Origin of the sequence: Wolbachia endosymbiont of Drosophila pseudotakahashii (assembly GCF_026015925.1) — a bacterium.
Lineage (GTDB): Bacteria > Pseudomonadota > Alphaproteobacteria > Rickettsiales > Anaplasmataceae > Wolbachia > Wolbachia pipientis.
The window spans coordinates 252,410-268,033 of record NZ_CP110359.1; the positions used below are offsets into that span (position 1 = coordinate 252,410).

Consider the following 15,624-nt stretch of genomic DNA (forward strand, 5'->3'; position numbering starts at 1 on the left):
TCTATGGCTTGACCTACAACTGTACGAACTTTCTTTGTAGTCCACAGAAGTTTGCGTAGCAGGTAGTGTCATGCAAGTAGCTGACACTGGAATCCAGTTCTTGTTATACAATTGCCTAGTGCGCTCATTTACAGTTAAGTTTTCTGGATCCAAGTAGTCAAGCACTGGGATGACATCCTTTTCGGTAAAAATTGCTCTTATATCGCAACATTCATACAGCTGTATGCCTAGGCACTGGGATGACATAAATAAGCGCTGAAATGACATAAATAAACATTGGAGTGACAATCTTGTAGTGACTTGCATGACAACTAACTTTTTGTTTACTTCAAAATAGCACTGCAAAAAATCTGACATATCAAATTATAAAACTAACATAGGATATACCTTGCTAAATAAAAAAAAAAGTATAATATTTTATAAGGTATGCAGGCAAAAACTCTGTAATTTGGTCAGATCAGAAATGAAGCAGCCATATCAGAACCTTTTTGGGTTGCATACCTATTTCATTATTTGTTTTATCCGAGGCTATGAATATAGCATTAAAACATCGTCCTAGTAGCTTCAAAGATCTAATAGGTCAAGATATATTAGTGCGTGTATTAGAAAATGCTTTTATTTTAAACAAAATCCCACAATCTATACTGCTCTCTGGTAGTAGTGGAGTTGGTAAAACCACCACTGCAAGGATAATAGCTTTATGTTTGAATTGTTCCCTGGGGCCAATTTTTGAACCTTGCGGATCATGTGAAAATTGTCTAGCAATAAAAAATTCAAGCCATCCAGATGTAATTGAAATCGATGCAGCAAGTCACACTAGCATTGACGATATTAAAGTAATCCTGGGAGATATTTGCTATTCACCTATAAGCTCTAAATTCAAAGTCTACATTATAGATGAAGTACACATGCTATCTAGCAGTGCATTTAACGCATTACTTAAAACCCTAGAAGAGCCACCATCTAGTGTAAAGTTCATTTTAGCAACTACGGAAATAAAAAAGATACCAATAACTATTATTGCACGTTGTCAAAGATTTGATTTACACAACATTCCTGTAGCTAAAATAGTGGAACGTTTAAATGATGTTGCACAAAAAGAGAGTTATTCCATTGAAAAGGGAGCATTAGAATTAATTGCACGACACTCTGGAAATTCAATGCGTAACGCCTTGTTTTTGATGAATCAAGCAGTGCTATATAGCAAAGATGGTGCAATATCCACTAAAAATGTGACAGACATACTTGGCCTAGTGGATAAAGATATTATATTCGATCTATTAGGGGCAATATTAGAAGGTGATTTACAGAAAGCTCTATCAGTGTTTGACAAGGCGGTAAAAACAGCAAACCCACTTAGTATTTTTGAAGGTCTATTGCAAACAATTCAGTTAGCATGCCGTTTTTTGATTACAAAAGAGATTGATAATGCAGTTACAGAGCATGAAAAGAATAGGATAAAAGATTTAAGTATAAAGAGATCTTTAATATTTTTTTCGAGATTGTGGAAGATGTTGCTTAAAGGTATTCAAGATATAAAAACTTCAACATGCAACGATGTTGCTGCTGAAATGATGTTAATTAGCCTCTGTTATCTTTCTGATCTGCCTTCTCCGGAACAGGTGGTCAAAAAAATTCTTTCGCAGAATGCACAGCCGGAAAATACGCGTAATGTAAGAAATGAACAGCAACAAAATTATGATTTTGACAAAGTTTTGCAACTATTAAGGCGGAGTAACCAAATTTATCTTTACAAACAACTGTATAATAATCTACAATTAATAGATTGTAAACCTGGATATTTAAAATTAAAAGCTGTATCTAAGTTGGATAGTAATTTTTGCAATGATTTAAAAAATTACTTAAACCAGGTGACTCAGCAAGAGTGGGTTATTGCAGTTGATACAGGTTATATAAACAGGGAAGTGAGTAATTTAAATTATGCACCTGCAGTTAAGGATGTCCTTGACACGTTTAAAGGTGCAAAAGTAGTTAATATAGAAAATAAGGAGTAAGTTGTGGATTTTAGTCAAATAATGAAACAAGCGCAAGAGATGCAAAAAAAGCTTGCAGAAGCTCAAGAAAAATATGTTGGAAAAGAGTTTCAAGGTATTTCTGGTGGTGGCAAAGTTTCTGTATTAGTGGAAGTCATAAAAATAGGTAGCTATAAAGCTAAAAAGGTGAACATAGACTTAGAACTTATGAGAAATGAGGAAAAAGATATAGTAGAGGATTTAGTAACAGCAGCGTTTAATGATGCCGTTAAAAAAGCAGAAGAAGATATGGCGAATGCAACTTCTGATCTTGCAGGTATGATGGGTTTACCATCTGGGTTTAAACTTCCTTTTTGAATTTACTACTGAAGTTTCTTTTAGTGTAAGTATTTTTTTTCTAATGTTCCCAACGCTAGTACTTCTTCATATAATGTACCTATACTAGCATAGCCCTACGTCATACCGTGATTCATTCCACAACTGTACAAACATTGCAGTATGGCACGATATCACATAGTAAACGATGTCATTCCAGTGCTTGACACTGGAATCCAGCCTTGCCGTAATCTCATCAAGAATGTTGTGCTTTAACATAAAACGGCTACTTTTATGCTTACCAACTTAATAAAATTCCTGGATCCCAGTGGGCTTTGTTGCATCACACTTTATGAGATGGTGATTTATGGTAAATTCATGTAACTATCTCAAATTTAGCCATACCAATATCAGTGAATTTATTAAGCAAATAGCATTTGATTAGCAGTTCTTTTTCTCGATTTATCTCAGATTTATTCCTAAAACTAAATCCGAATATTTGCTTTAATCTTGAGAAAAACCCTTCAATATAAGATCTTTTCCCATAATTTACTTCTTTTTTCCATTCTTTCATGCCATCTTCACCGTATAATTTTATTAACCTAATAGCAGCATTCCTGTCAGACATATAATCTATTTCTGGATGTTCTGCCGCATTGTTTATTGGTGGAATTTTTGTCTTTATATCATATTTGTTACACAACTTATAAAACTTGTGCCTATCACATGCTCTATCTGCATATAGTGCTTTTATGGCATGCTGAAAATCAACTTCTTTTAGCAAATCACAAGCTCCATAGTGATCAGAGTAGACACCATTACTGTATTTTACAGCTATGGCTTTTTTGTTGTTTATATTCAACATTACGTGCAATTTTCTCGTTTGCTCATAGCCACGATATTTTCTGTCAGTGCTATTTTCCTTGCTGTGACCAGGAGTGTTGTTGTATATACTAATTCCTGTACTGTCTATAGCAATTTCGATATCTTCCATATTATTTTTATCAATTCTGCAATCATTTATCTTAATATTAAGTTTCTTAAACCTTCTTGATGCTTGTGAATAGCTGATAACTGCCAAATCTCTTCCTATTTGTTGCAAGTACCCTTTTATAAACCCGACTGTTTGTCTTAAACCAATTCTAAAGAAACTGACGATTATATGCACCAAAATCACAACTTTATCACTATAAATATAGTTGCCGCCCTGCATTTTTGGACAATTCTCGTACCAATTTTCTACGGCGTCATTGATATAACAAAAAATGCTTCCTCTTTCTTGGAGAAATTTGTTATATTCATGGCAGTTACTGACTCTCATTTTTTGTGGCATATTTTTTCTTCAACAGTTAAATGGCTATTTATAATGAATTTTGTCAGTAACTGCCAGTTCTTTTCACTTGAGCGATGCAACAAAGCCCACTGGGATCCAGGAATTTTATTAAGTTGGTAAGCATAAAAGTAGCCGTTTTATGTTAAAATACAACGTTTTAATGATTAAAAAAAGGCTGGATTCCAGTGTCAAGCATTGGAATGACACCATTTGCTGTGCAATTTACCTTCACAAATGAATGTTCGTATAGCTGTGCACCCGGCACTGCCCTACATTATTGGTAATTATATTATAAGGTGCAAAAGTTGTATAATTCATTTGACTTAAAACGGCTCATTGTATAAAATTGTGGCTAATATATGAATAAAGGTTAACATGGCAGTTAAAATAAGGTTGGCGAGGTTTGGCGCAAAGAAACGCCCTTTTTATAGGATAGTTGTAGCTGATTCACGAGCACCAAGAGATGGGCGTTTTATTGAGAAAATAGGACAATATGATCCAATGTTACCAAAAGACAATAAAAATCGTGTTGTGGTGAAAGCTGATAGATTAAAACATTGGCTAAGTGTAGGCGCGCAGGCAACTGAAAGAGTACTGTGGTTTATCAAAAAAGGCATAGTAACTTTAGAAACAGAACCAAAGAAAACAGAAAAGAAGAAAGTAGAGAACGAGAAAGCACAAGGGCAAGAGGCATAAGTCTCTTAAAATGCTAAATACTGATTTAACAAACAGCGATAAATTAGACGATATTGTATCTTCTGATTTGTCAGCTATGAATGACTTTGTCTTCAAAAATGTCAATGATGAAGATGCTAAGCTTGCTACTGATATTATATCTCATCTTGTTAGGTCAGGTGGAAAAAAAATAAGGCCTAAACTAGTTTTTATTATATGTAAAATGCTAAACTATTCTGGGGAGAATAGGATCAACGTTGCTGCATCGGTAGAGTTTATACACAATGCTACTTTACTTCATGATGATGTGCTCGATGAAAGTGAGGCACGCCATGGAGTTAAAACAGCGAATAAGATTTGGGGAAATAAATCAAGCATTTTAGTTGGTGATCTATTGTTGACTCTAGCATTTAGATGGCTTATAGAGTGTGGAAATTTAAATATTCTCTCTATTTTATCTAAAGCATCGCATTTACTTGTGAAGGGTGAAATAAAGCAGATGACAGCACGCTTTGACCCCCACACAGTCAGGGAAAATTATTTTGATATCATTGGAGAAAAGACAGCATCTTTATTTTCTGCATGCTGTGAAGCTGCATCAACAGTATCTGGTGCAACAAATGACGAAACAGAGAGGTTAAAGAATTTTGGTTTTAATTTTGGTATGGCATTTCAAATAGTTGATGATATGCTCGATTATACTGCTAATCAAGGCACTTCTGGAAAACAAGTCGGAAAAGACTTTTTCGAAGGTAAAGTCACCTTACCTGCTATTATAGCATACGAAAAGGGCAGTCCAGCAGAGCAAACATTCTGGGAAAAATGCTTTTCTTCAGCTAGACACAATTTTGACCAAGCATTACACTATATTAATCACCATAATGCCATTCAGCTTTCTATGGAAAAAGCTAGACACTACATTAATATGGCACAAAATGATATTAGTACTTTTTCTGATTCTTTTTATAAAACTACTTTAATTAACTTTTTAAATGCGAGCATAGAAAGACGAATGTAGCTGGCGCTTGATATTTTCAGATTAATTGTTATATATTTATTAGATTCCTAAGGGTAATGATATGTCAGATAGCAGTAAGGAGAAAAAGAAGAAGTTTGCTGATATGGTAAGTAGGCAGAAAGGTGACGACCAACAAAGTGATAACCATAAGCAAACTGATGATTTAAATGAAGATCTCAATACATTAAAAGAACGTGCAGTTCAGCTTGAAGATCATTTACGCCGTGCTGTTGCAGATAATGAAAACGTCAAACGTATAATGCAAAAGCAAATTAGCGATGCAAGTGACTACGCAGTCACAAAACTTGCACGTGATATGATCGACTCGTGCGACAATTTAAAAAGAGTAATGGAAATTTTGAAAGACGGTGATCCTGTTCATGAGGGGATTAAAGTAGCTTATCAAAAAATTATAAATGATCTAAAAAAACATGGAATAGAGGAAGTAGATCCACTTGGTGAGCTTTTTGATAGTAATTTACACCAAGCTGTTGTGGAAAGAGAAGACAATGAAAAAAAGCCTGGCACCATTGTAGAAGTACTACAAACTGGTTATACTATCAAAAATAGGTTGCTCCGTCCTGCAATGGTTATTCTTTCTAAGAAATCTGCTGATTGTGGAAGCGATTAGCATGAGGTAAATGTATAATGACAAGTATTGTCTTTTCAGGTATCCAGCCAAGTGGCGTACTACATTTAGGTAATTATCTTGGTGCAATCAAACAGTGGATAGACTTACAGGATAAATACAAATCTCTTTTTTGTATTGTCGACCTACACGCAATCACAGCAAATAAGCTTCCCGCAAGTGAATTAAAAAGTAATATTTTCAAAACAGCAGCAGCTTATATTGCATGCGGAATAGATCCAGAAAAGTCCATTATTTTTAGTCAGTCCACAGTTAGTGGTCATGCAGAACTGGGCTGGCTGCTTGGATCCTATACACCAATTGGTTGGCTTAATCGCATGACTCAATTTAAAGATAAAGCTGGCAGCGATAAACAAAAAGCCTCTCTTGGATTATATAGTTATCCAGTACTTATGGCTGCGGATATATTGTTGTATCAAACTAAATACGTTCCTGTTGGTGATGATCAAAAACAGCATTTGGAGCTTGCACGTGATATTGCATCAGCTTTTAACAATCATTATAAGCTGGATTATTTCATCGTACCTGAAATCTTAACTTTGGATTGCACATCAAGGATAATGAGCTTAAGGGATGGCACAAGCAAGATGAGTAAATCTGATCCTTCAGAACATTCGTACATTAACCTTGATGATACGGATGACTTAATTGTCAAAAAAATAGAAAAAGCAAAAACAGATTCAATTCTAGGCTTTGCTACTTTAAAGTGCCGACCAGAAATAAGCAATTTGATAAACATTTATTCAGTGCTTAGTAATGTAAATGCGGAAAAAGTATGTGAAGAAGTGAACAAACATGACATGAAGCACTTCAAAAAAGAGTTAGCTGATTTAATTATCAGTGTTATATCACCCATACGTGAGAAAATGAATGATCTTTTAAAAGACCAATTCCATTTACATGAAATATTAAAAAAAGGCACAAAGAAAGCAGCAGAAATTGCAACCCATAATATAAAAGAAATCAAGGATATTATTGGATTTGCTCAATATCTGTAAGGTTCCAAAGTGTGATGGTGCGAACCGTCATACCGCCGCGGTATCTCAGCCGCTAACACGTAGCGGGATGACGGTTTTTCAAATTGTCGGTAAATCTAAGTCAGTTTAGCTATAGGCAGCAATTTTCTGTATTTATTTTAAGTTGAAGAAAGCTCAAATGAAAAATCGTGTTTTGCTAAAAATCACAGAATGCAGTCTGGTTACAAAATTCTCTAATGGTCTTAAATAAAACTTCCAGTGAATGATTGTCAGACATATTGTGCTCTGCTGATTTTATTAAGTGTACTTCAACATCGGTTGACTTAATTTTTTCAGCTAAATTCAATGAAGTTTGATAAGGAACATCTTTATCATTAATGCTATGCAGCAAGCGCACAGGACAGTTTATATCTATTGTCTTTTTGTTTAAAAGAAGGTTCTTTCTGCCATCTTCGATCAAATTTTTAGTTATTTTGTATGTACAATGCTCTGAAGTAAAATCTATTACACCTTTAGAATCTAGTTCTTCTTTTTGCTTGCCTGACAATTGCTTGAATATCAAATCTTCAGTAAAATCGGGAGCAGACGATATACCAATTAGTGCTGCAATTTTTTCTGGAAATTGAAGGGCAGTGAGCAACATCAGCCATCCTCCCATACTTGAACCTATAATTATTTGTTTATCGCTAGTTAATTCACTCATTACTTTAGCACAATTTTTTTGCCAATCACTTATCGTGTAATCAATAAAATTACCACTTGAATTACCGTGACCAAAATAATCAAATAGCACAAATGCTACGTCATTTTCTTGGCAAAATTTGTAAATAGCAGTTGCTTTAGTTCCATCCATATTGGATGCAAATCCACCGAAAAAAACTACAGAAGCTTTCTTTCCTTGTAGCTTTCGATATGCTATGTGACCATTATTTCCATCAAACAATTTACAATAATCCATACTACTTTGGCAAAGCAACCGGGCTATCACTCAATTGATGCAAATAACTAACTAGATCTGCAATTTCTTGTGGATTGGAAATACCTGCAAATGCCATACGTGTACCTTTTATATAGGCTTTTGGGTTCTTTAAAAAGGCAAATAGCTCCTCATACCCCCATTTTCCACCTCTGTCAAGCACTGCTTTTGAGTAATTGAATGAGTTACCAAGATGGGCCTTTTTATTTCCAACTATGTTCCATAAGTTTGGTCCTACTTTATTCATTCCACCTTTCTCAAAACTATGGCAGGCTATACATTTTTTTGCTGCTGATTTACCTTTCTCAAAGCTAGCATTCTGCATGAGCGCTCCAATATCAAGCGCCACTTGCTCGATTTCTTGCTGGAACTCATTGCTGCCAGCAGCTACTATCGTTTGGTGTTCAATCTTATATTCTTCTGGACTGTAAAGCATATCAACTACATTACTAACTATCATAATGATTAGCCCAGAAAGTAAAATCGATGCTGCAATCTTATTAAGCTCCATAGTTAATTTTTATTAAGTAATGTTACTTAAATTATGCGAATATTTTCGCAAATAGCAACCAATTACCTTGAAGCTCGCTAAAGATGAGAGTCTCTATAGCTGACCCAAGAAAGGTTTTCTTACGTCCATACCGCCGCGAACCGTCATACCGCGATTCATTCGCGGTATCTCAGCCGCTAACAAGAGATCCCGCTAACAAGTAGCGGGATGACGAGGTTCACTGCCATTAAGTTAAGGAAAGAATGGTTAAAAACTGAACTAAAAAGTCAGAAATAATTAAGGATTTATGACAAATGCTGAAACAGAATAGAGTAAACTTTAAAGCAGATAAACTCTGAAGTGTAAATTACTTAAGAAATAGTTTGTTTAGAAGTCATTTTACAGGAGCTATGGCAATAAGCTACCCAGTTATTATCAGAAGATATGAATACTACCTCTAGTCAAAATATGTGTTTTCTAACCCTTTTTTGGTAATTGAACGAACGAAGATAAGGTACCTTATGACGATCAACTTTCCTTCCCTTTCTTACCGCCAAAGTGTTCATCAAAAATAGCTTTGATAATTGATCCATAATGCAGTCAGTATCTGATTCCGTAGCAAAAATGTCGAAAGCCAAGTTTTTGATCGCGTTAAATGAGACAGATTTGTTAATGCTCCTCTTAAGCTTATCATCGGTTAAGTCCATATTCAACGCTTCTTCTACATCTTCTGTCATAACACTTTCTAGGTTGCTAATAAAGATAGCTGACCAAAAATCCTGTTTAACAGACTCAACACTTTTTCCTGTAAAATTTTCTAGACTTAGTCTTCCTTTGAGTTTTGCAAAAAATGTCTCAACTCCCCAGCGTAAAAAATATAACTCCTTAAATCCTCCAGTTTGAAACTTTTGTTCATCCATTAATGATGTAGCTAACACTTCAATTTCACCAGATGGCAGTACCACTTTGAAGCGTTATTCCACTATTTTCTTGTTTTATCTTACGCTGAGCACATATGGTAACCTCAACACTAGATGGGCTTTTTTCTTCAAACATAGCATTCACTTCATTAAAAGATGATCTGGGACATCGAATGACATAAGCAATTTTTCTTTTTGTAAGGCTAGAAAGAAATTTATAAGATAAATATACAAATCAGTAAGTCATTAGTATTTACAACTTTAAGCATTTCATCTGCTAAGTTAATTTCATGAGTGTTACCTCTATCTAACACTGACCTTATGGCAACATTATTTAGCACATCTTAACAAACCGCAAAGGTTGCACTTGCATAATCACCTAAATCTTTTGGTTTTTGGTTACGTATTTTTCTTGAGCCAAATTCATTTTTTATTTCAACGCTTGTTGGTAAAATGATTTTGGAGGCATCAAGAGCTAACACTCTAAAGCCAAAACAAGTTTTAAATTTTTGGTCTTGGTAGTACAAGGAAACCACACCCTCGTTAATTTCTGAAAATGCACTGTGTTTCATTTTTTTTCTTGCTTGACTAAAAGCACTAGCAGTAACGGTATAGTCTTTTTTCCTATATAAAATAAATTCGTTTAGTATTACTTGCAGCGACTTTACACTTTTTCTTAAAATTAAGATAAATATGTCAATAAAAGATAACTTCCTCTTTCTCATAAAATCTTTTGAAGATGATTTATGGGATTCTATAAATTCTAGACTTGCCAATTCATTTTGAATAAATTTTATTACTGCCTTTTTTACTCATACTACCTTTAAACTTATTGGTATACATCATTATCCCATAAAATCTATCTTTTTTCCTTAACTTAATGGCAGTGAGACGAGGTTATCGTCATGCCGCCACGAACCGTCATACCGCGATTCATTCGCGGTATCTCTTAGCCGCTAACAAGTAGCTGGATGACGATTGTCAGGGTGTAATCCCAGTGTCCCTATGATGTCATCCCAGTGCCCAGACACTGGGATCCAGGAAAGTTTGCTTGTAAGCAAGCAAACTAGCACAGAAAGTGGTTACAACATTTTCGATGAGATTATATGGAAAACTGGATCCCAGTGTCAAGCACTGGGATGACAAAAAAAGGAGCACTGGAATGGCACCATTTGTTATGTTTAACAAAGTTCGTACTTAGCTTCATGTTAGCCATAAATATTTAAGAAATTTACCAAATGGAAAAAAAGGCAAAAGAAGCCCCATGGTTAACTAGTTCTGACACTGGTTTCCATCCAAGACGGCAGTAGCCCCTTCGGTGTCATTCCAGTGTCAAGCACTGGAATGACAAAGGAGAGCAGTGTCAGCTACTTGGATGACACCTTTTTTCTACTTAGTGTGGGTTATACAAGAAGTCTATTGTATGGCTATTGCTGGTCGTATATTACTTATAGCTTATCTATTCAAATTTTGACTTTATTTTTCATAATTCATTATTGACAGAAATTATTAATTGGGTTATTATTAAATTATCATTAACAAATGAGACAAAGAAATGACGACATCCAATAATTCTTCATTGCTAAAAGATAGTCAGGAGCTTACTAAAACTAAGGGGACTATATGGAAACCTTTAATTACTGTCTCATTATTGTCTGTATTTGGTTTCACATCTGGTCAATATCTTCCTTATGTTATCGCAGCAGTTTCTGGTTCTGGTGCCATTGCAGCAGTTTCTGGTTCTGGTGCCATTGCAGCAGTTCCTTTAGCAATCTTTGCTGTTTCTGCGGTTGTTGCACTTATTTCAGTGACATATCTTGTTAAACTGGTTATTTCTAGAGATGATAATAAGAAAGAAGTAGGTCTTAATGGACAGAAATTCGGCCATACTCCATCTCAAGAACCACAAAAATTTGTGTGTAAAAATTGTACTAATCTGGAGAATAAATCAAATGTACCTACTCCTCAATCACCTCCAGTAACGTTTGAAACACAACCAAATCCAAGTGCCAATATGCTACAGCCGCCGCCTCCTCCTCTATCAAGCTGTGCACCACCACCACCTCCTCAAAATTCATCAACTCAACAGGGTAGTAATGATTTACTTAATAGTATAAAAAAAGCTGGCGGTAAGGCAGGTGTGAGCAAAGAACAGAAAAAAGCACGCGATGAAAAATTAAAACAAAATAGGGAAAAACGAGAAAAGAATAGTGAAGGTGAGCAAACAGATTCCAAAAATCCTTTATTTGCAGAAATAAGAGGAGGTTTTAAATTGAAACCAGTTAATAAAAATCAACAAAGCCCTGAGAAGAGTACTCCAAAAACAAAGTGTGATACGGCTTCTATTCTTGCAAGGAGAATAGCCATTGAATTCTCAGATAGTGAAAGTGAGCATTCTGATTCTATTAGCGATTCAGGTTGGACTACAGATGAAAGCAAAGACAAACAGAAAGAGATAGAGCAGAAAAAGAAGGTGCTGACAAAAAGCAGGAAAAAATCTACGCCTTCAAATTCCCAATCAGACAATAAAAAAGGGACAAGCACTCCCGAGAGTGGTTATAGATCTGATGATGACCAACAATATCCTGAAACTGCAGCTCCGCCAAGCCACCAACCAAATACAAAAAAGCCACTGATACCGCCTAAGCCTGTTAATTTAAAAACGAAACCTGAAGCTCCTCTTGCAACAACAGCGACTGAAGTGAAAGACTCATTTACTCGTTCTGTTAAGGAAAGCACCACGCACTTCCCTTCTTTTTCAAAATAAGTTTGCCTACAAGTCTGATTGTATTAAGATTACTTAATACAATCAGATCTATTATATGCGTTTATCCAAGTATTACTTACCAACTCTAAAGGAAAAGCCTGCTCATGCTAAAATTATCTCCCATCAATATTCTTTACGTGCAGGTTTAATAAAGCAGATAGCATCTGGCATCTATACGTGGTTACCACTTGGTCTGCGCGTGCTTAAAAATATTGAAGACATCATCAGAGATGAAATGGATAAATCTGGTGCTATTGAAGTGTTGATGCCTTGTGTACAACCGGCAAATCTTTGGCGAGAATCAGAGCGTTACGATGATTACGGTAAGGAAATGTTGCGTATAAAGGATAGGCATGAGGAAGATATGCTTTTTGGTCCAACGCACGAGGAGGTAGCAACTGATCTAATTAGAAATGTGGTAAAAAGTTACAAAGATTTGCCACTTTGTTTATACCAAATTCAATGGAAATTTCGTGATGAGGTAAGACCACGTTATGGCGTTATGAGGGGTAGGGAATTTTTGATGAAGGATGCATATAGTTTTGATGTGGATTACGAAAGTGCACAGAATTCATACAATTTGATGTACAAGACTTACATAAAAATCTTCAAACGCATGGGACTTACCCCAATTGGAGTTCGAGCTGATACGGGGCCAATTGGAGGAAATTTGAGCCACGAGTTTCATATATTGGCAAACACTGGTGAAAGCACTTTATATTACGACAACAAATTTTCTGAGTTGCTAGAAAGCGAAGATGTTGAAAGTTTGAAGAGTATATACGCAGTTGCAGATGATATGCATGATCCTGAGACTTGCCCTATATCACAAGAGCAGTTAAATGTTAGTAAAGGTATTGAAATAGGGCATATTTTTTATTTTGGCGACAAATACTCAAAGCTTATGAAGGCAAGTGTTATTTCTCAAGATGGAAAAAATGTCAATATACATATGGGTTCGTATGGCATTGGGGTTTCAAGACTTGTTGGTGCAATAATAGAAGCTTTTCATGATGATAAAGGAATTATCTGGCCAGAATCGGTAGCTCCTTTCAGAATTGGTTTAATCAATTTACAACCGAAAGTAACGGAGGCTGCAGATAAAATATATAAAGCTTTAAAAAGCGATGAAGTGCTTTACGATGATATGGAAGGGAGTGTAGGAGTGAAATTTTCTAGAATGGATCTGATAGGCTTGCCGTGGCAAATAATTGTCGGAAAAAAGGCAATAGATGAAAAGATAGTTGAAGTAAAAAATAGAGCAACTGGAGAGGTAAAGGAAATGCAGATTGAAGAAGCAATAAATCACTTTAGCACAAAATGATACACGGTATCGGCACTGACATAGTATATATACCAAGAGTATCGAGGATATTACAAAAATACGGGGAAAAATTTCTCAATAGAATCTACACTGAAAAAGAAATAGAGCTAAGTAGAAAGTATAATAGTCAAGAAATGCGAGCAAGGTATCTTGCTAAACGCTTTGCAGCAAAGGAGGCTTTTGTTAAAGCACGAGGTAGTGGTCAGGGTATTATAATGAAAGATATAGAAATATACAATGATGTAAGAGGCAAGCCATATCTTACCGTTAGCAAGGATTTTATCTCCAAAATTCATCTTTCTCTGAGTGACGATGGAGATTACGCTACTGCATTTGTTATAATTTGCGTCTATAGCTCACACAGATAAAGTTTACTCTTTTGTCATCTTATGGCTTACTGTATGAACATTCATTTTTAAAGGTAAACTGCACAGCAAATGGTGTCATTCCAGTGCCCAGACACTGGCTTCTGCAATCTCATCGAAAACGTTTTTCTATGCTAGTTTGCTTGCTCACAAGCAAACTTTCCTGGATCCCAGACTGGGATGACATCTTTGTTGTGTTTAACAAAAACAAATGTTCGTACAGTTGTGGAATGAATCGCAGTATAGCTATAGCATACACAAATAACTAAAAAAACATAGCGGTTTTTCTATGATTTGAGTATAATTCCAACTTTACCTAAACAAAAAATTTAATGTTAATGTATCTTTCCTTACCATTTTTTATTACTGAGAATTATTTATTAATTACTGCGTTGATTCCACTTTTAAGTGCGTTAGCTATTTTTTTTACTGGTAAATGGCCCAGAGTGAACAATAGTATTACTGTCACTTCTTCTCTACTTCTATTTGCGTATACGTGTCTGTGCACTTTATATTGGGTGTATGGTGATCATTCTCAATTTATCCTCATGGATTTTGGTAATAATTTGCACATTAGTTTAAAGCTAGAGTCTACCGGAGTAATATTCAGTTTATTGATATCGTTTTTATGGATACTAACCAGTATATATGCAATATGTTATATGCAGAATAACTATGCTGATAGCAATCACTCAAGTTTTCTATGCTTTTTTTCAATATCGATTAGCTGTGCGATGTTTATTGCTTTTTCTGGAGATTTGCTTACTACATTTGTCTTTTATGAGCTTCTAACTATTAGTACATACCCTCTGGTTACTTACAACTCAACAAATGAATCAATGATTGCAGGACGCTATTACTTTGGCGTGCTATTTTTCTCTTCTTTGGTATTATTTTTTCCTGCAATAGGCCTTTTATATAATGAATTTCATACTTTAGACTTTGTAAGTGGTGGAATATTCAAATTTGATACTTCACTCATCACTTTTATTGCAGTGTGTTTTGCTATGCTAATTTACGGAATAGGAAAAGCTGCATTAATGCCAATGCATTTTTGGTTACCAAAAGCAATGGTTGCACCAACTCCTGTGAGTGCACTACTGCATGCTGTTGCTGTTGTGAAATCCGGAGTTTTCATCATCATAAAAGTTATATTATACACTTTTGGCGTCGATAACATGCAACGTTTTGTGCAGCAAAATTGGTTTGCTGGAGGGTGGCTTCCGTACGCTGCTGGATTTACTATTATTACTGCATCATTGATTGCACTAAAGCAAAAAGAATTAAAGAAATTGCTTGCTTACTCTACCATCTCTCAATTGTCATATATTATATTGTTCGCTTCAACTTTTAGTGAGCTCAGCATGAGGGTTGCAATTTTTCAATTAGTTTGCCACGCATTTGCAAAAATCACTTTGTTTTTCGTTGCCGGAGCAATAATAACGAGAGCAGGTGAGAAATATATAGATAAGATTTACGGTATAGGACGCAGTATGCCAATTAGCATGACAGCATTTGCTATAGGTGCGTTGTCTATGATAGGGGTGCCGCCTGCTCCAACTTTTTGGGGTAAATTTCTCATTTTTCAAGCTGTTTTCAACTCTGGCAATGTAATACTTTCTGTGTTTGTAACTCTAGTGTTAATTGTTAGTACTATACTCAACGCTCTGTACTTTTTACCGATGATTTACAATGCCTTTTTCTTAAAACCTTCTCAGAATTACTTCATTAAAAAAACGCCAATTCTTCTAGTTTTACCTCCAGTTATTACTGCTATGTGCACTTTGGTTATTTTTTTTAGCTACCAAGTAATATTTTAAA

General features: G+C 35.3%; 16 protein-coding genes, 1 other RNA gene and 2 pseudogenes. 13 read left to right on the forward strand and 6 right to left on the reverse strand.

The window, feature by feature from the left end:
• Positions 1–66: 66 nt before the first annotated feature.
• Positions 67–183: pseudogene (locus ONI09_RS06890) on the reverse strand (WPE palindromic element domain-containing protein); the annotation flags it as partial.
• Positions 184–415: 232 nt separating this feature from the next.
• On the opposite strand from ONI09_RS06890, the gene ffs reads away from it, so the two are divergent.
• From ffs to ONI09_RS01300, 3 genes are all read left to right on the forward strand, one after another.
• An RNA gene (gene ffs / locus ONI09_RS01290) (signal recognition particle sRNA small type) lies at positions 416–515 on the forward strand.
• Between the two features lie 15 nt (positions 516–530).
• Positions 531–2,015: a DNA polymerase III subunit gamma/tau gene (gene dnaX / locus ONI09_RS01295; RefSeq protein ID WP_265014182.1), complete on the forward strand. Its 1,485-nt coding sequence runs from the start codon at positions 531–533 to the stop codon at positions 2,013–2,015.
• 3 nt (positions 2,016–2,018) lie between these two features.
• On the forward strand, positions 2,019–2,351 hold the full coding sequence (locus ONI09_RS01300; protein WP_010963017.1) for a YbaB/EbfC family nucleoid-associated protein: 333 nt from the start codon (positions 2,019–2,021) through the stop codon (positions 2,349–2,351).
• 84 nt (positions 2,352–2,435) lie between these two features.
• Here ONI09_RS01300 and ONI09_RS01305 read toward each other — a convergent pair whose 3' ends face one another.
• Together ONI09_RS01305 and ONI09_RS01310 are read right to left on the reverse strand one after the other, a co-directional pair.
• Positions 2,436–2,588 (reverse strand): hypothetical protein, encoded by a 153-nt coding sequence (locus ONI09_RS01305; RefSeq protein ID WP_265014183.1) that lies wholly within the window; start codon positions 2,586–2,588, stop codon positions 2,436–2,438.
• 97 nt (positions 2,589–2,685) lie between these two features.
• Positions 2,686–3,642, reverse strand: coding sequence for an IS5 family transposase (locus ONI09_RS01310; RefSeq protein ID WP_265013977.1), 957 nt, complete (start codon positions 3,640–3,642; stop codon positions 2,686–2,688).
• Positions 3,643–4,017: 375 nt separating this feature from the next.
• On the opposite strand from ONI09_RS01310, the gene rpsP reads away from it, so the two are divergent.
• From rpsP to trpS, 4 genes are all read left to right on the forward strand, one after another.
• Complete coding sequence (gene rpsP / locus ONI09_RS01315) at positions 4,018–4,338, forward strand: 30S ribosomal protein S16 (protein ID WP_006279266.1); 321 nt, start codon at positions 4,018–4,020, stop codon at positions 4,336–4,338.
• Between the two features lie 10 nt (positions 4,339–4,348).
• The gene (locus ONI09_RS01320; RefSeq protein ID WP_182320705.1) at positions 4,349–5,335 is read left to right on the forward strand and encodes a polyprenyl synthetase family protein; all 987 of its coding nucleotides are present in this window, start codon (positions 4,349–4,351) and stop codon (positions 5,333–5,335) included.
• A gap of 61 nt (positions 5,336–5,396) precedes the next feature.
• Positions 5,397–5,966, forward strand: a complete 570-nt coding sequence (locus tag ONI09_RS01325; protein WP_012673267.1) for a nucleotide exchange factor GrpE — start codon at positions 5,397–5,399, stop codon at positions 5,964–5,966.
• Positions 5,967–5,983: 17 nt separating this feature from the next.
• Positions 5,984–6,982 carry a tryptophan--tRNA ligase gene (gene trpS / locus ONI09_RS01330; protein ID WP_265014184.1) on the forward strand — a complete coding sequence of 333 codons (999 nt, stop codon included), beginning with the start codon at positions 5,984–5,986 and terminating at the stop codon, positions 6,980–6,982.
• 175 nt (positions 6,983–7,157) lie between these two features.
• Here the strand turns inward: trpS and ONI09_RS01335 are convergent, their stop codons facing one another.
• The 3 genes and pseudogenes from ONI09_RS01335 to ONI09_RS01345 form a co-directional block, all read right to left on the reverse strand.
• Positions 7,158–7,919, reverse strand: a complete 762-nt coding sequence (locus ONI09_RS01335) for an alpha/beta hydrolase (RefSeq protein ID WP_265014185.1) — start codon at positions 7,917–7,919, stop codon at positions 7,158–7,160.
• A 1-nt stretch (position 7,920) separates the two neighbouring features.
• Positions 7,921–8,448, reverse strand: coding sequence for a c-type cytochrome (locus tag ONI09_RS01340; RefSeq protein ID WP_265014186.1), 528 nt, complete (start codon positions 8,446–8,448; stop codon positions 7,921–7,923).
• Between the two features lie 440 nt (positions 8,449–8,888).
• Positions 8,889–10,144 (reverse strand): annotated as a pseudogene (locus ONI09_RS01345) (IS4 family transposase).
• A 181-nt stretch (positions 10,145–10,325) separates the two neighbouring features.
• Here ONI09_RS01345 and ONI09_RS01350 point away from each other — a divergent pair.
• The 6 genes from ONI09_RS01350 (at position 10,326) to ONI09_RS01375 (ending at position 15,623) form a co-directional block, all read left to right on the forward strand.
• Positions 10,326–10,490 (forward strand): hypothetical protein, encoded by a 165-nt coding sequence (locus ONI09_RS01350; RefSeq protein WP_162829040.1) that lies wholly within the window; start codon positions 10,326–10,328, stop codon positions 10,488–10,490.
• A gap of 412 nt (positions 10,491–10,902) precedes the next feature.
• Positions 10,903–12,114 carry a WH2 domain-containing protein gene (locus ONI09_RS01355; protein ID WP_265014187.1) on the forward strand — a complete coding sequence of 404 codons (1,212 nt, stop codon included), beginning with the start codon at positions 10,903–10,905 and terminating at the stop codon, positions 12,112–12,114.
• Positions 12,115–12,169: 55 nt separating this feature from the next.
• Positions 12,170–13,438 (forward strand): proline--tRNA ligase, encoded by a 1,269-nt coding sequence (gene proS, locus ONI09_RS01360; protein WP_265014188.1) that lies wholly within the window; start codon positions 12,170–12,172, stop codon positions 13,436–13,438.
• Positions 13,435–13,806, forward strand: coding sequence for a holo-[acyl-carrier-protein] synthase (locus tag ONI09_RS01365; protein ID WP_265014189.1), 372 nt, complete (start codon positions 13,435–13,437; stop codon positions 13,804–13,806). The genes proS and ONI09_RS01365 overlap by 4 nt, the downstream gene beginning before the upstream one ends.
• Before the next feature lie 11 nt (positions 13,807–13,817).
• The gene (locus ONI09_RS01370; protein WP_265014190.1) at positions 13,818–14,072 is read left to right on the forward strand and encodes a hypothetical protein; all 255 of its coding nucleotides are present in this window, start codon (positions 13,818–13,820) and stop codon (positions 14,070–14,072) included.
• A 69-nt stretch (positions 14,073–14,141) separates the two neighbouring features.
• A complete protein-coding gene (locus ONI09_RS01375; RefSeq protein ID WP_265014409.1) occupies positions 14,142–15,623 on the forward strand; it encodes a proton-conducting transporter transmembrane domain-containing protein in 1,482 nt (493 codons plus the stop codon).
• Position 15,624: the final 1 nt, after the last annotated feature.